The sequence below is a fragment of the Methylobacterium sp. E-016 genome, from assembly GCF_022829745.1.
Classification (GTDB): Bacteria; Pseudomonadota; Alphaproteobacteria; order Rhizobiales; family Beijerinckiaceae; genus Methylobacterium.
Genome location: NZ_JAKSYF010000079.1, coordinates 168,327 through 188,729, shown reverse-complemented (window position 1 = coordinate 188,729; position 20,403 = coordinate 168,327). Strand labels below are relative to the sequence as shown.

Genomic DNA, 20,403 nt, shown 5'->3' with positions numbered 1-20,403 from the left:
GGCCGCGCCCGAGCCCGCCCGCCGAGACGACCGTGCGGGCGGCGCCGCCCTGTCCCTTTGAGAGGCAGCGCTATCATCTCCGCGCGTAGCATCGTTTTAATGATAACCAGTCATGAACAGCGCGGACCGAACAGCAAGGTAGGCTGAAATAGAGACCCGAGCGACGCAAATAGCGCCGAATGGGTCTGGAAATAAGAAAATAATCAAGCGTCACGATCGGGAAGTCGCGTCGAGCAAAGACACCAGCACACTTGCCTGAAACGTCGGGCGTCATCCGACGATCACGGCAGGATTTGACCAACAATCGAAATCCACCCCGGGCATGCGCGCCCTGCGCACGCGTGCCGGCGGCATCGCCTTGCCTGTCCAGATCTCTGCGTTGCGTTCCTTGAGGACATACCGGCCGTCATGCCCAGCCATCGACCCTGCGACCGCCCCGCTGCGCGCCTGCACCGCGACCTCCTGACCACGACCGCCTTGGCCCTGGCGCTCGGCCTCGCCGCGACGGGCTCGGCCTCGGCACAGGCCTACAATGCCGGCACCGGCGCCACCTCGGCCGGAGCGAATTCGACCGCGGTCGGCCCGAACGCCGCGGCCGGCGGCGACGAGTCCTTCGCCGGCGGCTACAACGCGAGCTCGTCCGGTGCCGGATCCGTGGCGATCGGCTCGGGCGCCGCCGCGCAATCGGCGACGACCAACCAGGGCATCATCAACTACCGGGACGCCAACGGCGTCGGCAACCCGACGGCCGGGACCGGGGGCGACATCCGGAACGGCGCGAACGGCAGCACCACGCCGCCGGGTCCCGGTGAGGTCAATGCCGGCGCGCAGCCGTCGGGCACCGCGATCGGCAAGAAGTCCACCGTCGGCGCCGCCGGCGGCGTCGCCGTCGGCTACAACAACGCGGCCGGCACCGGGACCTTCAACTCGACCGCGATCGGCGCCAACAACGCCGCGTCCGGCTCCTACGGCGTCGCGATCGGCTACGCCAACATCGCCACCGGCCGCTCGACCCTGTCGCTCGGAACCAACAACCAGGCACTCGGCGACGTCGCCATCGCCCTGGGACGGCAATCCTACGCGGTCGGCGACTTCTCGTTCGCCCAGGGCTTCATCGCCAGCGCCTACGGGCAGGATGCGCTGGCGCTCGGCCGGCTCTCCGTCGCCGGCGAGACCGGCAGCAACCCGACCGCCAGCAACATCGCGATCGGCGACAATTCCAACGCCGTCGGCGGCTCGGCGCTGGCGCTCGGCAGCGGCGCCTCGGCGACCAAGGCGCGCTCGGTGGCGCTCGGCGCCGGCTCGATGGCGCTGCGCGGCACCTTGAGCGGCACCGAGGCCTACACCACGACCACCCTCTCCTCGGCCAACACCGAGCTCTCGGTCGGCGCGGCGGGCGCGGAGCGGCAGATCACCAACGTCGCCGGCGGCCAGCAGGACACCGACGCGGTCAACCTGCGCCAGCTCCGCTCGGTCGGGAACGGCGTCGCCGGGAACGCGACCGCGCTCGGGGGCAGCTTAGGCAGCGACGGCACCTACACGGCGCCGAGCTACAGCTACAACGGAAAGCCCTACGCCACCGTGCCCGGCGTCGTCGGCGCCATCGACCAGCTCGGCCTGCGCTACGACACCGACGGTTCGGGCAACCGGCTCGCCAGCATCGACCTGACCCGCGGCGGCAGCGTCGGCTCGGCGGTCGGCATCACCGGGCTCGCGCCGGCGACGACCGACAGCGGCGCCGTGGCGCTGTCGCAGATGCCGCTGCGATATTCCACGTCGGTGGACCCGACGACCGCGAACCCGGCCACGCCCTCGAACGACGCGACGCTGGTCGGCGCCAACGGCGGCGCTCCGGTCGCCCTGCACAACGTCGCCCCGGGAAGCCTCGCCTCGGGCTCGACCGACGCGGTCAACGGCGGCCAGCTGTTCACGACGAACCAGGCCGTGGCGACGAACGCCGGCAACCTCACCGCGCTGCGCAGCGGCCTCGACGCCGGCACGATCGGCCTCGTCCAGCAGGATGCCGCGAGCCGCACCATCACGGTCGGCTCGGCCACCGACGGCAGCGTGGTCGACTTCACCGGCACCGCGGGCGCGCGCCGCCTGACCGGGCTCGCCGCCGGCAGCGCCGACGGCGACGCGGCGACGGTCGGCCAGCTTCGCCTCGGCGGCAACGCCGTGATGCAGATCTTCGGGGCGGGCGCCGCGTTCAACCCGGTGACCGGCGCGTTCACCGCCCCGGCCTACGCCGTCGGCGGCCAGACCTACGGCGACGTCGGCTCGGCGCTCGCGGCGACCAACCGCCTCGCGGTGCAGTACGTGCCGGACGGAGCGAACAACCCGACGGGCGTGGTCGACCTCGCCCGGGGCAACGGCGGCAACGCGGTCGCGCTACGCGGCGTCTCGGCCGGCCGCCTCGCCGCGGGCTCGACCGATGCGGTCAACGGCGACCAGCTCTACGCCACGAACCTCCGGGTCGCGACCAACACCAGCGACATCGCCACCAACGCGGGCGCGATCGGCACCCTGCGCCAGGGCATCACCGACGGCACGATCGGCCTGGTGCAGCAGGACCCGACGAGCCGCGCGATCCTGGTCGCCGCGGCGACGGACGGGGCGCTCGTCGACTTCCGCAACAGCGCCGGCAACGGCCGCGTCCTGCGCGGCGTCTCCGCCGGCGCGGTCGCCGCCGGTTCGGACGAGGCGGTCAACGGCAGCCAGCTCTACGACACCAACCAGGCGGTGGCGGCCAACGGCGCCCAGACCAGCACCCTGCAATCGGCGATCGGAGCCGGCACGATCGGCCTGGTGCAGCAGGACCCGACCACCCGCGACATCGCCGTCGGCGCGGGTACGGACGGCACCCGCCTGACCCTGCGCAACGCCTCGGGCGGCACCCGCCTGCTCACCGGCCTCAGCGACGGCACCATCGCCACCGGCTCGGCCGATGCGGTGACCGGGGGGCAGCTCTACGACACCAACCAGGCGGTGGCGGCGAATGCCAGCGGGCTCGCCGCCACGAACGGCAACCTCGCGAGCCTCCAGAGCGGCATCGTGCAGGGCACGGTCGGCCTGCTGCGGCAGGACCAGGCCAGCCGCGAGCTGAGCATCGGCGCCGTGACCGACGGCACGGTGCTGAACCTCGCCAATGCCGGCGGCACCGGCCGCACCGTCGCCGGCGTCGCGGCGGGGACGCTGTCGGCGGCCTCCAACGAGGCGGTCAACGGCAGCCAGCTCTACGCGACGAACCAGGCGGTCGCGGGCCTGTCGGCGGGGGTCGCCAACGGCACCGTCGGCCTGGTCCAGCAGGATCAGGCGACGCGCGGGCTGACCGTCGGCGCCAATACCGACGGCACCACGGTGAGCTTCGCCGACCGCAACGGCACGGCGCGCACGCTCACCGGAATCGCCGGCGGCCGGATCGCCGCGGGCTCGACCGAGGCGGTCGACGGCGGGCAGGTCTACGGGCTCTCCGCCTCGCTGGCCAAGAGCCTCGGCGGCGGCGCGGGCGTGGCCGCCGACGGGTCGGTGACCGCACCGAGCTACGCGATCCAGGGCTCGCGCTTCGGCGACGTCGGCTCGGCGCTCGGCAGCCTCGACGCCGCGGTGACCAACCTCAACACCGTCGGTAGCCGCTACGTGGCGGTGCGCAGCACCGGTGCCGCGGCCCAGGCCACCGGCGCCGACAGCGTCGCCATCGGCCCGGCCTCGGTGGCGAGCGCGGCCGGCGGCGTCGCGCTCGGCGCCAACGCGGTCGCCCGCCGCGCCGGGCTCTCGGGGGCCGCCGAGGCGTTCTCGGGGGCCGCCGTCGCCTCGACCGCGGGCGCCGTCTCGGTCGGGGCCGAGGGCGCGGAGCGGCAGATCGTCAACGTCGCCGGCGGCACGCAGGACACGGATGCGGTCAACCTGCGCCAGCTCCGCGCGGTCGGCGGCAACCTCGCCGGCGCGCTGGGCGGCGGCGCGGGCTTTGCCGCCGACGGCAGCTTCACCGGGCCGACCTATGCCATCGGCGGCAAGGCGTATTCCGGCGTCGGCGACGCGCTCGCGGCGGTCGACACCTTCGCCGTCAAGTACGACGTCGACCCGGCGACCGGCGGGCGCGGGCAGTCGCTGACGCTGGCCGGCAGCGACCCGAACCAGCCGGTGCTGATCCGCAACGTCGCCGCCGGCGTGCTGCCGACCGACGCCGCCAATCTCGGCCAGGTCACGGGGCAGGTCGCGACCGCGAAGGCGCAGAGCTTCGCCTATACCGACCAGCGGGTGCAGGCGAGCTACGCCGCGAGCACGGCCTACACCGACGCCCGCGTCGCGCCGCTGGAGAAGCAGATGACCGCCTTCGGCAGCCAGCTCGCCGGCCTGCAGAACGAGGTCGGGCAGGTCCGCCAGGAGGCGCGCCGCGGCGCGGCGATCGGCCTGGCCGCCGCCTCGCTCCGCTTCGACGACCGCCCGGGCAAGCTGAGCATGGCCGCCGGCGGCGGCGTGTGGCGCGGCGAGGGCGCGGCCTCGATGGGCATCGGCTACACGCTCCCCGACGGGTCCGCGCGGGTCAACGCCACCGGCGTCGCCGCCGGCCGCGACTTCGGGATCGGCGCCGGCGCCAGCTTTACCCTCAACTGAGGCCGGCGATGCGCGCGCACGCCACCGCGGCGGCCGCCCTCGCGGCCCTGCTGCTCGCCGCGCCCGCGTGCGGCCAGGGGCACGAGCCGTCGGGCGGAGACGGCCTCCTCGGGTCGATCGCGATGCGCGGCACCGTCTCCACCGACGACCCGCCGCGCGCCCAGTTCGCGGCGCCGGCCTACCGCGTCCACCCGCCGGAGGGGGCGCCGCCGCCGGGCGAGGCGCCGGGCGACACCCGCCGGATGATCCAGGCCTTCGGCGGCTGGACCCTGATCTGCGACGAGAACCTGCGCCGGCGCCGCCGGGTCTGCAACGCGTCGCAATCGATCGTCGACGGCGACGGGGTCTTCGCCTTCAGCTGGTCGCTCGCCGCCACCAGCGCCGGCGCGCCGGTCTTCGTGGTGCGCGCGCCGGTCGGGGCGTGGTCGGCCCACACCGTCGGGCTGACGTTCGGCACCGCCGAGGAGACCGTAATCCGCCTGGAAAGCTGCAACGCCAGCCTGTGCCTCGGCTTCCTGCCCGTCGACGAGGCCCTGCGGCGGGCCATCGCCGGGCGCGCCGCCGTCCGCGTCCGCTATCGCCGGAGCGAGAGCGCCGCCCCCGTCGCCATCGCGACCTCCCTCGACGGCCTCGCCGCGGCGATCGCGGGCATCAGGTAGCTCGCGCGCCGGTCTCGGCGCCTCAGCGCGGGGCGCGGGCCAAGTACCCGCGCCAGCCGCCGTAGCGGCCGATCTCCTCGGCGCCGACGACGCCCTCGGCCTCGACCAGGAACCCCTTCGGCCGGGTGCCGTCGGACAGGTGCAGGGTGCCGATGCCGAGGGGCTCCGGGATGGCGGACACGAAGCGGCCGAAGGCGTCCGGCGACAGTTCCCAGACCTCGGTCTCGATCGCGACGCCGGTGCCGGCCGCCACCCGCAGCAGGCCCGGCCGGTGCGGCGGGCCGCCGGGGAGCGCGTAGAAGCGGTAGTCCGGTGCCGTCGCGACCGCGCGCAGGAAGCGGGCGCCGAGGCGCGTGAGCTCGCCGTTGAGGGCGAGGCCGGAGAGGTGCGCGCCGACCACCGCCAGCTCGATCGCCTCGCCCGCCGCCCGCCCCGCCGGCTCGGTCGCCGCCGGCACCGGCACGGCGCTCGCCCCGATCGGCACGCCGGACGCCGCGTGCAGCCGGGCGCCGAGCGCCGCGAGCAGCCCGTCGCGGCCGCGGGGGGCCAGCAGCGTCACCCCCGCGGGGAACGTGTCGGCCCGGAAGCGCCCGGGCACGGCGAGCGCGCACCAGTCGAGCAGGTTGACGAAGTTGGTGTAGGTGCCGAGCTCGCTGTTCGGCCCGATCGGGTCGGCGGCGAGGTCCGCCACCGTGCGCGGCCGCGGATAGGTCGGCACCGCGAGCACGTCGACCGCGTCCCAGACCGCGTCGGCCGCCCGCCGCAGCTCGGCGAGGCGATAGAGCCCGCCGAAGGCGTCGGCCGCCGAGAAATGCTTGGCGTTCTCGATCACGGCCCGCGTCGTCGGATGCAGGATCTCGGGCCGCGTCTCGATCACGGCGCGGATCGCCTGGTAGCGCTCGGCCACCCACGGGCCGGTGTAGAGCAGGCGCGCGGTCGCGAACATCGGCGCGAAGTCGACCGGGCGGCCGGCGCCGACGAGGGCTTCGAGGTCGGCAAGGCTCGCGGCGAAGGCCGCCTCGGACAGGGCGTCGCCGGCGAAGTCCAGCCCCTGCGCATCCGGCACGCCGAGGCGCAGGCCGGGCGGGACCGCGGACGCGGCGGGCACGGGCAGGCTCCGCGAGAACGCGTCGGCGGGATCGTAGCCGGCCATGGCGCGGAAGGCGGCGTCGGCGTCGGCCACGGTGCCGGCGAAGACCGAGAGCGTGTCGAGCGTTCGGCAGGCCGGGACCATGCCGCGGGCCGAGACGCTGCCGAGCGAGGGCTTCAGGCCGACGACGTTGTTCAGCCCGGCCGGCACGCGGCCCGAGCCCGCCGTGTCGGTGCCGAGCGCGAAGGCGACGAGGCCGCGGGCGACCGCCACCGCCGAGCCGCTGCTGGAGCCGCCCGGCACGTAGGCCGGGTCGAGGGCGTTGCGCGGCACCGGGTAGGGCGTGCGCACGCCGACCAGCCCGGTGGCGAACTGGTCGAGATTGGTCTTGCCGACGAGGATCGCGCCCGCCGCCAGGAGCTTTTCGACCGCGTGGGCGGTCTCGGTCGCGGTGTAGGCGAAGCCCGGGCACGCCGCCGTCGTCGCCATCCCGGCGACGTCGACGTTGTCCTTCACCGCGAACGGGATGCCCCAGAGCGGCCTGCCCACCGGATCGAACGGGCCGAGCGCGGCGAGCGCCGCCGCGGCCTCCGCCTCCGGCACCAGGCTCAGGAAGATGCTGGGATCGCCGGCGGCCGCGATGCGGCGGTAGACTTCCGCCAGGATCGTGCGCGGGTCGTCGCCGGCGGCGTAGGCCGCGTGCAGGGCGGGAATCGTCGGGAACGGGGGCATGGCGTCTCGCGGTGTTGCTTCTCGAAAGCGATCCCATCCCGCCCCGCGTCCCGAGGCGCCCGCCCCGGCGGGCCTCGAAGGCGGCCTCCTTCGAGGCCTCCGCTCGGCTGCGGCACCTCAGGACGAGGGGGGTGGGAGCGTCGGCGCTACAATCCGGCTAGCCGCGCCGCCGTCCGGGCGATCGCGCCCTCGGGGTCGATCAGCGCGTCGAGCACGGTGAAGTGGTTCGCGCCCGTCACCGGGATCAGCGGCCCGTCCAGCCCCAGGGCGCGGCGGGCGGCGTGGTAGGCGTCCGACTGGCGCCGGAGCTCGGGCAGCTCGTCGGCGCCGTACAGCACCGCGACGGGCGGCGCGCCCGGGCTCAGGTGGCGGATCGGCGAGAGCGCCGCGATCTCTTCCGCGCTCAGGCTCAAGGCGTCGTTGAGATTCGTGCCGGCGATCGGCGCGAGGTCGAAGAGGCCGCTGATCGCGAGCCCGGCATCGGCCCCGTCGGCGACCTGCGCGGCGAGGTGCCCGCCGGCCGACCAGCCGGAGACCACGAGCCTGCGCCCGCCGCCATCGGCGCGCAGCAGCGCCAGGGCGGCGCGGGCCTCGGCGACGATCGCGGTCAGGCTCGCCTCCGGCGCCAGGGTGTAGCCGACCAGCGCCACGTCGAGCCCGAGCGCCAGCGGCCCCTCGGCCATGCAGGAGAACCCGTGCCGGTCGTTGCGCTGCCAGTAGCCGCCATGGAGGAAGGCCAGCATCGGTGCGCTCGGCTGCCCGCAGCGGAACACGTCGATGCGCTGGCGCTCGCCCGGCCCGTAGGCGAGGTCCAGCGCCTCCGCATGGCGCTCGCGGAACGCGGCGCTGCGCGCGCGCCAGCCGGCGACGATGGCGGCGCTGTCGGCCACCGCACCGGAATTGTCGTAGGCCCGGCTCAGCGCCGCGCGGTCGAGGTCTTGCCAATCGGTCGTCTCGGGCATGGTCGCCGGCCTCTGGTTTGCGATCGTGCTCATGCCGCAGCCGTTCGATCAGGCGCCAAGCCCTCCGAAGCAGGCGCGGGCCCCCTCTCCCGGGCGGGAGAGGGCTGGGGTGAGGGATGAGAACCGTCCGGAGAGGTCACGCCCCTCACCCCCACCCTCTCCCCCTGGGAGAGGGGGCCGCGTCGCGGCTCCGAGACGGATACGATCCTCGCTGCCGCAGCCACCTCAGGCCGCCTTCGGCGCATGGTGGCTGTGGAGCTGGGCCGAGAGCATGCGGCGCACGTCGTTGAAGGCGGGGCTCGACACGTCGCGGCGGCGGGGGAGGTCGATCGCGTGCACCGCCTCGATCCGGCCGGGGCCGGGCGACATCATCACGATGCGGTCGGCGAGGAAGATCGCCTCCTCGATCGCGTGCGTCACGAACAGCACGGTGAGGCCGGTGCGGCTCCACAGGTCGAGCAGCTCGTCCTGCAGCCGTTCGCGGGTCATCGCGTCGAGCGCCCCGAACGGCTCGTCCATCAGCACCACCTCGGCCTCGTTGGCGAGCACGCGGGCGATGGCGACGCGCTGCTTCATGCCCCCCGAGAGCTGGTGCGGGTAGGCGTCGGCGAAGGCCGCGAGGCCGACGAGGTCGATGTAGCGGGCGGCGGTGTCGCGCACCTCCGCGGCCGGGCGGCCCCGCGCCTTCGGGCCGAAGCCGATGTTGTCGCGCACGCTGAGCCAGGGGAACAGGCCGTAATCCTGGAACACTATCCCGCGGCTCGGGCCCGGGCCGGGGATCGGCTTGCCCCACATCAGGGCCTCGCCGCCGGTGGCCGCCTCGAAGCCGGCCACGATCCGCAGCAGGGTGGACTTGCCGCAGCCCGAGGCCCCGAGCAGGCAGACGAACTCGCCGCGGCGCACGGTGAGGTTGGCGCCGCGCAGGGCCTCGGTGCTGCGCCCCTGCGAGCGGTAGGTCTTGGAGACGTCGCGCACCTCGACGATCGGCAGGGTCGGGTCAGCCATCCGAGGATCTCCGGTTCTCAACCATGCGCGGGGCTCCACGCGAGCAGGCGGCGCCCGATCTCCATGACGATCCGGTCGGAGACGAACCCGGCGACGCCGATCACCACCATGCCGCAGATGACGATCTCGGTGCGGGAGAGCTGGCGCGTCTCCATGATGATCGCGCCGAGACCCGTCTGCACCCCGGTCATCTCGCCCACCACGATGACGACCCAGGCGAAGCCGAGGCCGAGGCGCAGGCCGGTGAAGATCGAGGGCAGGGCGGCCGGCAGCACGACGCGGGCGAACTGCGCCGTCCCCGTGCATCCCAGCATGGCCGCGGCCTCGAACAATCGCGGCTCGACCGAGCGCACGCCGAAGATCGTGTTGACGAGGATCGGGTAGAACGCCCCGAGGAAGACCAGGAAGTAGGCCGAGCGCGGCCCGAGCCCGAACAGGATCATCGCCAGCGGCAGCCATGCGGTGACGGGCACCGGCCGCAGGATCTGGAAGGTCGGGTCGAGCAGCGCCCGCATCAGCGGCACGCGTCCGATCAGCAGCCCGAGCGGCAGGGCGGCGGCCGCGGCCAGCGCGAACCCGCCGAAGACGCGGGCGAGCGAGGCGGCGAGATGCGTCCACAGCGTGCCGCTGAAGGCGTCGTCGTTGATCCCGCCGACGGCCAGATCCCGCATCTCGGTCCAGACCTCGGCCGGCGGCGGGATCAGGCTGTAGGGTCTCCCGACGGTGGCGAGGTGCCAGACCAGCGCGAGCGCGACGGGGAGGGCGAGCGCGAGGGCGGGCGCCGTCAGGCGCCGGAGGATGCTCACGGCGAACGAGGCCCGGTCGCGATGGCGTGTAGCGCGGGTCCCCCCTCCCGTTCGGGAGGGGGACAGGGCGAGGGGCATGACCTCTCCGGACAGACCGGACCCCTCACCCCAACCCTCTCCCGAACGGGAGAGGGGGAGCGCCGCGTCGCCGGCGGCGGCCGATCCGGCCTCCGTCGCTGCCATCGCGCTCATGTCACGCGTCCCGCATCGCGTCGACGAAGGTGGTGTCAATGAAGCCGGGCTCGGGCAGGCGCTTGATCTGCTTGAGGGCGAGCATGTGCTGGGCGTAGGCCTCGGCCTTCTTGACCTCGTCCGGGCCGAGCTGCCACGTCAGGTCGACGTTGGGGGCCGAGATCGCCAGCGCCTCGCGCTTCTGGCCGAGCTTGGCCACCGCCATGTCGATCATCGCGTCGCGGTTCTTGGCCGCGAACTCGGTGCCCTTGCGGTGGATCTCCAGCATGGTGCGCACGAGGTCCGGCTTGCTCGCGATCGTGTCGCGGTGGGTGCCGAACACCATGTTGAGCGAGCCCATCGCGGTGCCGTAGGGGTACTCGACGAGCTGGCCGACGCCGCTCGACAGGCTGACGCCGGGGGCGGGCTCGGCGCCGACATAGGCGTCGATGTCGCCCCGCGCCAGGGCGATGTGCATCTCCGAGAACGAGATCCGCACCGGCACGATGTCCCGGATCGACAGCCCCTCCATCCGCATGCGCTCGAGGGCGAACACCTCCTGCGTCGAGCCGGGCCACAGGGCGACGCGCTTGCCCTTGAGGTCCTTGATCGCGCGGATGTCGGAATCCTTCCTGGAGATGATCGCCATGCCGCCGTTGCAGGTCGAGGCGATCACCGTCAGCGGCTCGCCGGCGGCCGCGCCCAGCGTCGCCGAGGCGATGCCGAAGGTGCCGAAATCCACCGACTTGGTGACCACCGCGTTCTTGCACTCGGTCGGGCTCTCGAACGGGATCACCTCGACCCGGGTGCCCGCCGGCGTGAAGCGCTCGTAGAAGTACGGCGCGATCGAGTGGATCAGCTTGAGCGAGCCCATGCGGATCGTCACCGGCTCCGCCGCCCGGGCGACGAACGGGGCCGAGACCAGCCCGGCCCCGAGGCCGGCGAGGAGGGTGCGGCGGTCGATCATGGCTTCACTCCGGGGTCGGCGACGATTTGGAGCCTAGTTGCGCCGACCGTTGCAAACGAGTGCTCGTTCGGGATCGTGCCGTTGCGGTTCGGGCAACGGGTGGCCTAGGCTTGCCGGAGCGGGTTGCAGGACCCGTGCCCGAAGCGGGTCTTGGCGATGAAGCACACCCGGACGCTGGCCTGCATCGCCGAGATCGCCCGAAGCGGCTCGATCCGCCGGGCGGCCGAGCGCCTGAACATCGCGCCCTCGGCGCTGACCCGTCAGGTCCAGGACATCGAGTACGAGCTCGGCACGCCGATCTTCGAGCGGCTGGCGCAGGGGATGCGGCTCAACGCGGCCGGCGAGCTGCTGGTCCGGCACGCGCGCGACCAGCTCGCCGACCTCGAGCGGGTGCGCTCGCAGATCGCCGACCTCTCCGGGGTCCGGCGCGGGCACGTGGCGCTCGCCTGCAGCCAGGCCTTCGTCACGCAGGTGGTGCCGGAGGAGGTCCAGGCCTATCGCGCGCGGTTTCCGCTGGTCGGGTTCACGGTGCAGGTCCGCGACCACGTCCAGGCGGTGGCGGCGCTGACCGCGTTCGAGGCCGACCTCGCCCTGGTGCTGCAGCCGCCGCCCTCGGCCGACCTGCACGTTTTGTATTCCTGCCGCCAGCCGCTCTGCGCGCTGATGCGGGCCGGCCATCCCCTCGCCCGCGAGACCGGGCCGGTGCGCCTGCGCGACTGCCTCGCCCACGCGATGGCGCTGCCCGACCGGTCGCTGGCGATCCGCCTGCACCTCGAGCAGGCCCTGGCGCGGCGGGGGGTGCCGCTCGGGCCGGTGGTCGAATCGAGCTCGCTCGAGTTCCTGCGCAACCTCGTGCTGCGCGAGGAGGCGGTCAGCCTGCAGGTGCCGAGCGGCATCCCCGACGATCCCCGCCTCGTCAGCCGCCCGATCGACGGGCGCGACCTCGACCCGATGGTGATGATCCTCGGGCAGCTGCGCGGGCGCCTGCTGTCCGTCGCCGCGGCGAAGTTCGCCGACCAGCTCACCCAGAGCCTCGACCGGCGGCAGGCGGGGGCCTGAGGCGCGGGAGCGAAACCGCGCCCGCCGACTTTCCCGTGCGGGCCAACCAGGACAGCGACGCCATGAAGACCGACCGACGCCTGATCTACGCGAGCGAGAACGGCGACCGCTGGTGGCTCCGCCGCGCCGACGGCGCCGAGGCCGTGATCCTGCACGAGCCGAACGCGTCGTCCGGCGGCCGCACCTCCGAGACCGCGATCGGCGCCTTCCTGCGCGCCGGCGCGGGCGGGCCGGAGCACCGGGCCCTGCTCGACCTGATCGGCACGCTGGTCGACCAGCCGCCCGCCGCCCCGCCGGCCCCCGCGCCGGAGCCGGGCGCCGCCGCCGCCGAGCCGACGCCCGGCGAGGAGCTGGCCTGATCCGACGCGCCGGCGGACAAGCTCGGAAGACCGGGCCTCAGCGCGCCTTCAGCACCATCCGGCACTCGGCCGGCAGGGCCGCCATGGTCATCGGCGGCCGCGGCTTCGGCCTGGTCTTCGCCGGCTTCGGGTGGAGGATCGCGTCGCTGAACCAGTAGGCGAGCTCCTCGCCGCAGCCGTCGCCCGGGGGCGGGGCGGCCTGGTCGCCGCAGGAATCCTGGCCGTCCGGGCAGGCGAGGCGGATATGGTAGTGGTAGTTGTGCCCGTACATCGGGCGCACCTTGCGCAGCCAGCCGCGGTTGCCGTCCGCCTCGCGGCACAGGGCCTTCTTGATCGCCGGGTTGACGAAGATGCGCGCCACCTCCGGTTGCTCGGCGGTGAGGCGGATCAGGCTCAGCCGCTCCGGCGTCCAGGTGTCGGGGTCGATGTCGAGGCGGTCCGGCCGCACCATGTCGGTGGCCGAGGTCTCCTCGCGTTCCGCCCGCGTCATGCGCCGGTCCGGCATCGGGGTGAGCCACACGTCGGCATCGAGCCCGAGCTGGTGCGAGGCGTGGCCGGTGAGCATCGGGCCGCCGCGGGGCTGGGACATGTCGCCGACGAGCAAGCCCGGCCAGCCGACCCGCGGCGCCTTGCCGGCCAACCGCTCCAGGAAGTCGACGAGGTAGGGCGTGCCCCAGTTCCGGTTGCGCGACAGGCGCATCACCTGCCACGTCGCCCCGTCGATCGGCAGCGCGGCACCGCCCGAGAAGCAGCCCTTGGCATAGGAGCCGTAGGCGTGGGTCGGGCCGGAGGTCGGGCCGGTGACCCGGCCGAACAGCGCCTTGGCCGGGGTCGAGGGCGCGTCGGGATTCTCCAGCGGCGGCAGGGGTTTGGGGTTGAGGCTGCCCTTGTCCTGGGCGTGGGCGGCGGAGGCCGCGAGCGCCGAGGCGAGCGCGAGGGCGGCGGGGAGGGCAAGGCGGCGCTTGTGCATGCGGGTCTGTGTATCCGGTCCGGCGGTCGCGCGTCGAGGATCGGAACGTCGCCCGCCGCCGGGGCGTTTTTCGGGCAGACCCGTGCCGCGCCCGCCGAGCGCGGGCGCACTCACCGAGCCCGAGGCCGCCGCATGACGCCCGCACCCGAGATCCCGGCCGCGAACCCCGACGAGCAGCCCCGCAGCCTGATCGCCCACGACCGCGTCGTCGGCACCGACGTGCGCCGCCCCGACGGCACCAAGGTCGGGCGGATCGAGCGCTTGATGCTGGACAAGCGCTCGGGCCAGGTCGCCTACGCGGTGATGAGCTTCGGCGGGTTCCTCGGTCTCGGCGAGGGGTTCCACACCCTGCCCTGGGGCGTGCTGCGCTTCTCGCCCGAGCACGACGCCTACGTCGTCGACATCACCGAGGCGCAGCTGCGCGACGCGCCGCCGCGCTCGCCCGAGGGCACCGATCCGGCCGAGGACCGCGCCTGGGAGGAACGGGTCCACCGCTACTACAACGCGGCGCCGTACTGGGGCCTGTGACGCGGGCGCGGCCCGGCTACGTCGTCGGCCCGCACCAGCCCGGCAGGTAGTTGGTCTCGGGCGCCTTGGCCAAGGCCATCGCCTCCTCGATCGCGGCCGAGAAGTCGTTCTCGACCCGCTTGGGCTTGATGTGGCGGCGGAGATAGTCGGCCCAGAGGAACTCGCTGAACGGCGTGGTGTCCTTGGCGAAGCCGCCGGCCCGGCGCAGCTCGCCGGCGAGGCTGCGGAAGGGGTCGTCGGCGAGATCCCCCATCGTCTTCGGGATCTCCTTGAACCCGACGCGGACGCCGTCCGCATCGTAGGGGTGGACCCACGATTTGTGGTCGCACACCGTCCAGAACGCATCCTTCTCGAGGTGGTGCAGGTCGGCGACCACGGTGACCAGAACGCTCTCGACGCCCTCCTCCATGAGGGCGCGGGAGAGGTGGTGGTGGTCGATGACGTAGTGGTGCTTCTTCGGCCCGAGCAGGGTCGGCACCATGTGCGCCCCGAGGAAGGCGGCGCGCTTGTCCTCGTCGTAGTCGCGCCAGCGCCGGCGCTTCTCGGCGACCTCCCGGTAGCCCACGGTCATCTGCGTCGGGCGCAGATCCGCGATCGGGACGGGCGCCAGCACCGGCTCTCGGATGGCCATCGATTCGGTGTTCCCACGGCCGGGCTCTCGAGGCCCCCGCGGCGATCTGTCATGATTCCGGTGCCGGCGGGAAGGCGCGATCGGCACCCCGCCGTTCACGGTTGCGACAGCCGGCGGCCTCGCAGCCGAGCCTCGCAGCCGAACCTTGCAACGGCTGATTTCAGCGATGCCGTCGCGCTGCTCGCGGCACGCGCATGCGCGCCGCCAGGGCCGAGTCTCAGGTCGAGACCGGGCTGTCCTTGCGCAGGTGCCGAAGCGCGCGGAACGGCAGCAGCAGGAACTTCACGAGGGCCCGGACCGCGAGGAAGGCGGCGACCGAGGCGACCAGGGCAATGGTTTTCAACAAGGGCTCGCGCGCTCCATCCGAGGGGGTCGTCCGAGAGGGTCGTCCGGCAGAATCGTCATCGCGGCGGCCCCGGCCGGGCGCCGCATCCGCGGTGCCGCTGGGGCCACGCCGTCAGGACGCGCTCCAAAGCCGGCGAGATTAAGGGGCTCGATCCCGGAACCATGCGGCCGGCGGAGCGGGCCGCCGGGCCCGCCGCGAACACGCCGCCCGCTTTGAAACCCGCGCCGCGCCGGGCCCGCTCCGGCGGCGTTTCGGCTCGGCCTTGCCAAAGCCCTGCGACGATCTGTAATGATGGCAGGCCCTGTCCGGTCCTCACGGGATCGTTTGTGCGCCGACGCCCGCGAACGGGCGACGGCGCGCCCTCGGCGGCGACGCTTCTCCGCCGCTGCGGCCCTGGACGGCCGGGGATCTGCACACGCGACGGGCCTCGTCCCGGCGCATGAGTTTCATGGAATTCGCGGCCGCCTCGGCATGACGGGACGGTCGAGATGGTTTTCGCGAGGTCGGGAATACAGATGGACGGAGGCACAGCATCGATTGCCGTTGCCCGTGCCGTCAGCGTGCGCGATGCGCGTCGCGCCGATCCGTCCGTTCCCCCGATCAGGTTCAACCCCAGGCGCAGCGGAAGCGCGCGCCGAGCGGCGGTTGACGGCAATCCCTTCAGTTCAGCCCCCGCGGCCTCGGTTTCGAGGCCGGCGCGAGCCCTCTCCCTGACGGCCTTCAGGCCGGGCGAGGCTCCACCGGGACACGGGCCCAGGAGAGCGACGTCCGCCGCCATGTCGAAAGTTCGTCATGGCCAACAACAAGATGCTCATCGACGCGATGCATCCGGAAGAGACCCGGGTCGTCACGGTTCACGGTTCTAGGGTCGAGGAATTCGACTTCGAGGCGGCCAACCGGCGCCAGCTTCGCGGCAACATCTACCTTGCCAAGGTGACGCGCGTGGAGCCCTCGCTCCAGGCCGCCTTCGTCGAGTACGGCGGCAACCGCCACGGCTTCCTCGCCTTCTCGGAGATCCACCCCGACTACTACCAGATCCCGCTCGCCGACCGGCAGGCGCTGCTCGAGGACGAGGCCCGCGACGCCGAGGAGCACCGCGAGCGCGAGGAGCGCCGCCGCAAGTCGCCGCGCAACAACGGCCGCCGCGTCCGCGGGCGCCGGGCCGAGCCTGCCGCGGCCAAGCTCAACGAGACCGTGAGCGCCGAGGATGTCGCGCACGCGACCGAGACGTCGCACGAGGCTTCGCACGCGGACGAGCACGGCGCCCAGGCCGGCGAGCCCCGTCACGACGAGGCCCAGGCGCACGAGACGCAGGCGCACGAGACGCACGTGCACGAGGCGCCGGCGCACGAGACCGGGTCCGGCGCGGATCACGCCGGCGGGACGGCGTCGGGCGAGGCGCCGGCCGAGGGCGCCATCGCGCCGGGAAGCGACGCGTCCGCCAGCCTGCCCGAGACGGCGATCGGCGAGCCCGCCGCGGAGACGCAGGACACGGCGGAGGCCCACGCGCCCGAGGCCGACGCGCCCCGCGATGCGGTCGCTGCCGAGGCCGCCGACGCGGCGCCGCGCCCCGAGGCGATCGTCGCCGTGGCCGAGAGCCTCACCGTCGCCGAGGCGCCGGCGGCGTCCGAGGATGAGCCCGACGAGGACGAGTCCGACGACGAGGACGAGGACGACGATTCGGACGACGAGGACGAGGACGGCGACGACGAGGAGTCCGACGAGGACGAGGGCGACGAGGATCCCGACGCCGAGCCGAAGATCTCGCAGGTCGGCGGCAACGGCGACGCGCTCGGCGAGCTGCCCGAGCGCCCGCGCAGCCACCGCCGCCACTACAAGATCCAGGAGGTGATCAAGCGCCGCCAGATCATCCTGGTGCAGGTCGTCAAGGAAGAGCGCGGCACCAAGGGCGCGGCGCTCACCACCTACCTGTCGCTCGCCGGCCGCTACTCGGTGCTGATGCCGAACACCGGCCGCGGCGGCGGGATCTCCCGCAAGATCACCTCGGCCGCCGACCGCAAGCGCCTCAAGGAGACCGCCCAGGCGCTGGAGGTGCCGGACGGCATGGGCGTGATCCTGCGCACGGCGGGCGCCTCGCGCACCATGCCGGAGATCAAGCGCGACTTCGAATACCTGATGCGGCTGTGGGAGAGCGTGCGCGAGCTGACCCTGTCCTCGACCGCGCCGGCGCTGGTCTACGAGGAGGGCTCGCTGATCAAGCGGGCGATCCGCGACCTCTACAACAAGGACCTCGACGAGGTCCTGGTCTCGGGCGAGGCGGCCTACGCGGAAGCGCGCGACTTCATGCGGATGCTGATGCCGCAGCAGGCGAAGGTGGTGAAGCCCTATCGCGACCCGACGCCGATCTTCGCCAAGCATGGCGTCGAGCAGCAGCTCGACGCGATGTTCTCGACCCACGTGACGCTGAAGTCCGGCGGCTACCTCGTGATCAACCCGACCGAGGCCCTGGTCTCGATCGACGTGAATTCCGGGCGCTCGACCCGCGAGCACGACATCGAGGACACCGCGCTGCGCACCAACATGGAGGCGGCCGAGGAGGTCGCCCGCCAGCTGCGCCTGCGCGACCTCGCCGGCCTGGTGGTGATCGACTTCATCGACATGGAGGAGAAGCGCAACAACCGCGCGGTCGAGAAGAAGCTCAACGACTGCCTGAAGAACGACCGCGCCCGCATCCAGGTCGGGCGGATCTCGCCCTTCGGCCTGATGGAGATGAGCCGCCAGCGCATCCGCACCGGCGTGCTCGAATCCTCGTCGATCCCGTGCGTGCATTGCGGCGGATCGGGCTTCGTGCGCGCCACCGCGTCGGTCGCGCTGCACATCCTGCGGGCGATCGAGGAGGCGCTGCTCAAGGCGTCGAGCCACAACCTGATCCTGCGCACCCGCACCGAGGTGGCGCTCTACATCCTCAACCAGAAGCGCGGGCACCTGCACGAGCTCGAGATGCGCTTCGGCGTCAGCGTGACGATCGCCGCCGACGAGCGGCTCGGCGCCACCACGGCCTACCAGCTCGATCGCGGCGAGCCGGCCCAGCGCGCCGAGGGCCCGGTCACCGGGATCCGCGCCGTGGCGATCTCGCCGATCTCCGAGATCGAGGAGGACGACGGCTTCGAGGAGGCCGAGGACGAGACCGCCGAGGAGGCGCTCGCGCAGGACGCCCTCGGCGAGGCCGATGCGGACGACGAGGCCGAGGATGCGCGCGAGGCCGGTGCCGAGCGCTCGGAGAAGTCGGACGAGGGCGACGGCCAGCGCCGCCGCCGGCGTCGCCGGCGCAAGCGCGGCGGCCGGCCCGAGGGCGGCGAGGCCGAGCGCGGCGCGCAGGCCGGCGCCGAGGCGGGCGACGAGGACGCCGAGGGCGACGCCATCCCGGGCGATATCAACGAAGGCGAGGCCACGGAGGGCGGCGACGCCGAGCCCGCCGAGGCGCAGGCCCGCGAGTCCGCGGCGCCGGCCGACGGCGAGGAGGATGCCGGCGGCCGCCGCCGGCGCCGGGGACGTCGGGGCGGCCGCGGCCGCGCCGAGGGCCGCGGCCGGGACGGCGGCGAGGCCACGCTGTCCGAGTCCCCCCTGTCCGAAGGTGCCGCGTTCGAAGCCGACGCGTCGCCCGACGAGGCCGGCGATCCGATCGCCGAGCTGCAGCCGGAGCAGCCGGTGAGCGCCGAGGCCGTCGCCGAGGCGATCGCCGCGGCCGTGCCGCCCGTCGAGACCGCGGTCGAGCTGCCGGTCTCGAGCCCGGTGGAGGCGGCGCCCGCCGAAGCCCCGGCGCAGCCTTCCGCCGAGCCGGCCGCCGCCGAGGAGCCCGCGCCCGCAGCCCCCGCACGGGCTCCGGAGCCGGTGGCGGTGGTGCTCAGCGAGCCGTCCGATCCCGACCGGCCGAAGCGGGCCGGCTGGTGGTCGCGCACCAAGGCGGCGCTCACCGGCGAATGAGCCTGCGCGAGACGGGCTGAACCGGATCCGGCTCACGACACCCCGTGTCGTGAGCCGAATTTTTAGGGGCATGGACATGTATCGGCCGCTGGCGGCCGGGTGGAGCGCCGTTCCTGCGTCCGCCACCGCCGGTCGCGCCGGGCAAGCCCCACGGCCCACGGCAACGGGTCGAGGTCCCGGGAACAGCCGAATGTCGGCCGCTCTTCGAGCAAACGCGCCCGGTCTAAACCCCTTATTGACCTATTCCATCTTAGGTTGAAGCTTTACGGCAGGGGACACAATCGATGTTGAGCTACTTCCGCAAAGCCAGGACTGAAAGGCCGGCCCTTTCGGTAGTCGCTCCCGCCAGCGTTGCCCCCGCCGTCCTCGACCGCGTCGCCGACGAGGCCCCCGCGCCGGTCGCGCCGCCGGCCGACCCCGAGACGTTGCGGCTGCCCGGGCGCCTGTCGGCCGCGGCCTCCTCGGCCGGGACCTCGATCGGCTGGCTCACCCACGATTCCGCCCAGGTCGCCGACCAGGCCCGGCTGATCGCGGCGGCGAGCGAGGAACTGGCCGCCTCGACCAGCGAGATCGCCGCCCGCTCGCAGACCTCGGCCGAGACGGCCGAGCGTGCGCGCGAGGGCATCGTGGTCTGCGCGGCCGACATGCGCCAGGCCGGCGAGCGGATGCAGGAGATCCAGGTCGGCACGTCCGAGATCGGCGGGCGCCTCGAAGGCTTCGCGGCGGCCGCGCGGCGGATCGAGGAGATGGCGACCGCGATCGCCTCGATCTCGGCCCAGACCAACCTGCTGGCGCTCAACGCCACCATCGAGGCGGCGCGCGCCGGCGAGGCGGGGCGGGGCTTCGCCGTCGTCGCCGGCGAGGTGAAGGCGCTGTCGGGCCAGACCGCCCGCGCCACCGACGAGATCCGCGCGCGGCTCTCCGCGCTCCAGACGGAGCTGTCGGCGATGCACGCCGCGGTCGGCCACAGCCGCGCCGCGGTCGCGGCGGGCTCCGAGGTGATGGACCGCGCCAACGCCCGCGTCGAGGCGGAGAGCGCGGCGGTCGCCGAGGCCGCCTCGGAGATGCGGGCGATGGCCGAGGTGATGGAGCAGCAGATCCTCGCCACCGGCGAGATCGCGACCAATGTCGGCCGGATCGCCGCCGGCACCGAGAAGTCCCGCGGCGAGATCCAGGACGCGATCGGCCAGCTCGAGGCGCTCGAAGCGATGAGCCGCACCCTGCTCGACCGCATGGACGGCGACCCGCTCACCCTCGCCCTCGCCCGCCTGCCGGCCGACTGCGCCGCCTGGAAGCGCCGCCTCGCCTCGGTGCTGATCGGCGCGGTGCCGCATACCGGCATGATGACGATCACCGTCGATCCGATCCTGCCCGCCGGCGTCCGCGCCGGCGTCGCCGATGCCGCCGCCCGCGCGGCTGCCCTCTGCGCCGGGGTGAAGGCGCAGGACTGGACCGCTGCGACCGCCGCCTTCCAGGCCTTCGAGGCGGCGACCGCGACGGCGCTGGCCGCCGCCTCGGTCGCGGACGCCGCCGTCCTGGCGGCCTGACCGGGGCGT

The 20,403-nt window shown here is 73.8% G+C and carries 15 protein-coding genes; 7 read left to right on the top strand and 8 right to left on the bottom strand.

Annotated features, from left to right (window positions below; all coding sequences use genetic code 11):
- The first annotated feature begins 408 nt into the window (after positions 1-408).
- Positions 409-4,617, top strand: coding sequence for a YadA-like family protein (locus MKK68_RS09885; RefSeq protein WP_244030043.1), 4,209 nt, complete (start codon positions 409-411; stop codon positions 4,615-4,617).
- Between the two features lie 8 nt (positions 4,618-4,625).
- Positions 4,626-5,276 (top strand): invasion associated locus B family protein, encoded by a 651-nt coding sequence (locus MKK68_RS09880; protein ID WP_244030041.1) that lies wholly within the window; start codon positions 4,626-4,628, stop codon positions 5,274-5,276.
- 22 nt (positions 5,277-5,298) lie between these two features.
- On the opposite strand, the gene atzF is transcribed toward MKK68_RS09880, so the two are convergent.
- The 5 genes from atzF to MKK68_RS09855 all read right to left on the bottom strand — a co-directional run bounded on the left by atzF (position 5,299) and on the right by MKK68_RS09855 (position 11,009).
- Complete coding sequence (atzF, locus tag MKK68_RS09875) at positions 5,299-7,098, bottom strand: allophanate hydrolase (protein ID WP_244030039.1); 1,800 nt, start codon at positions 7,096-7,098, stop codon at positions 5,299-5,301.
- 146 nt (positions 7,099-7,244) lie between these two features.
- Entirely contained in the window at positions 7,245-8,060 is an 816-nt protein-coding gene (locus tag MKK68_RS09870) for an alpha/beta hydrolase (protein ID WP_244030037.1), read from the bottom strand.
- Between the two features lie 225 nt (positions 8,061-8,285).
- A complete protein-coding gene (locus MKK68_RS09865; protein ID WP_244030036.1) occupies positions 8,286-9,065 on the bottom strand; it encodes an ABC transporter ATP-binding protein in 780 nt (259 codons plus the stop codon).
- A 17-nt stretch (positions 9,066-9,082) separates the two neighbouring features.
- Entirely contained in the window at positions 9,083-9,949 is an 867-nt protein-coding gene (locus MKK68_RS09860) for an ABC transporter permease (protein ID WP_279605279.1), read from the bottom strand.
- A gap of 115 nt (positions 9,950-10,064) precedes the next feature.
- Complete coding sequence (locus tag MKK68_RS09855; protein ID WP_147728326.1) at positions 10,065-11,009, bottom strand: ABC transporter substrate-binding protein; 945 nt, start codon at positions 11,007-11,009, stop codon at positions 10,065-10,067.
- Between the two features lie 156 nt (positions 11,010-11,165).
- Between MKK68_RS09855 and MKK68_RS09850 the strand changes: the two genes are divergently transcribed.
- Positions 11,166-12,068, top strand: coding sequence for a LysR family transcriptional regulator (locus MKK68_RS09850; RefSeq protein ID WP_243937080.1), 903 nt, complete (start codon positions 11,166-11,168; stop codon positions 12,066-12,068).
- A gap of 62 nt (positions 12,069-12,130) precedes the next feature.
- Positions 12,131-12,427 carry a hypothetical protein gene (locus MKK68_RS09845; RefSeq protein WP_187274936.1) on the top strand — a complete coding sequence of 99 codons (297 nt, stop codon included), beginning with the start codon at positions 12,131-12,133 and terminating at the stop codon, positions 12,425-12,427.
- A 37-nt stretch (positions 12,428-12,464) separates the two neighbouring features.
- On the opposite strand, the gene mepA is transcribed toward MKK68_RS09845, so the two are convergent.
- On the bottom strand, positions 12,465-13,397 hold the full coding sequence (mepA, locus tag MKK68_RS09840; RefSeq protein ID WP_244030032.1) for a penicillin-insensitive murein endopeptidase: 933 nt from the start codon (positions 13,395-13,397) through the stop codon (positions 12,465-12,467).
- Positions 13,398-13,529: 132 nt separating this feature from the next.
- On the opposite strand from mepA, the gene MKK68_RS09835 reads away from it, so the two are divergent.
- Entirely contained in the window at positions 13,530-13,925 is a 396-nt protein-coding gene (locus MKK68_RS09835) for a PRC-barrel domain-containing protein (RefSeq protein ID WP_147729430.1), read from the top strand.
- A gap of 16 nt (positions 13,926-13,941) precedes the next feature.
- Here MKK68_RS09835 and MKK68_RS09830 read toward each other — a convergent pair whose 3' ends face one another.
- Both MKK68_RS09830 and MKK68_RS29445 read right to left on the bottom strand, forming a co-directional pair.
- A complete protein-coding gene (locus MKK68_RS09830) occupies positions 13,942-14,556 on the bottom strand; it encodes a ParB-like protein (protein WP_147729431.1) in 615 nt (204 codons plus the stop codon).
- 217 nt (positions 14,557-14,773) lie between these two features.
- A complete protein-coding gene (locus tag MKK68_RS29445; protein ID WP_279593292.1) occupies positions 14,774-14,899 on the bottom strand; it encodes a hypothetical protein in 126 nt (41 codons plus the stop codon).
- Positions 14,900-15,694: 795 nt separating this feature from the next.
- On the opposite strand from MKK68_RS29445, the gene MKK68_RS09825 reads away from it, so the two are divergent.
- Both MKK68_RS09825 and MKK68_RS09820 read left to right on the top strand, forming a co-directional pair.
- Complete coding sequence (locus tag MKK68_RS09825) at positions 15,695-18,847, top strand: ribonuclease E/G (RefSeq protein ID WP_244030031.1); 3,153 nt, start codon at positions 15,695-15,697, stop codon at positions 18,845-18,847.
- A 284-nt stretch (positions 18,848-19,131) separates the two neighbouring features.
- Complete coding sequence (locus tag MKK68_RS09820) at positions 19,132-20,394, top strand: methyl-accepting chemotaxis protein (RefSeq protein WP_244030029.1); 1,263 nt, start codon at positions 19,132-19,134, stop codon at positions 20,392-20,394.
- Positions 20,395-20,403: the final 9 nt, after the last annotated feature.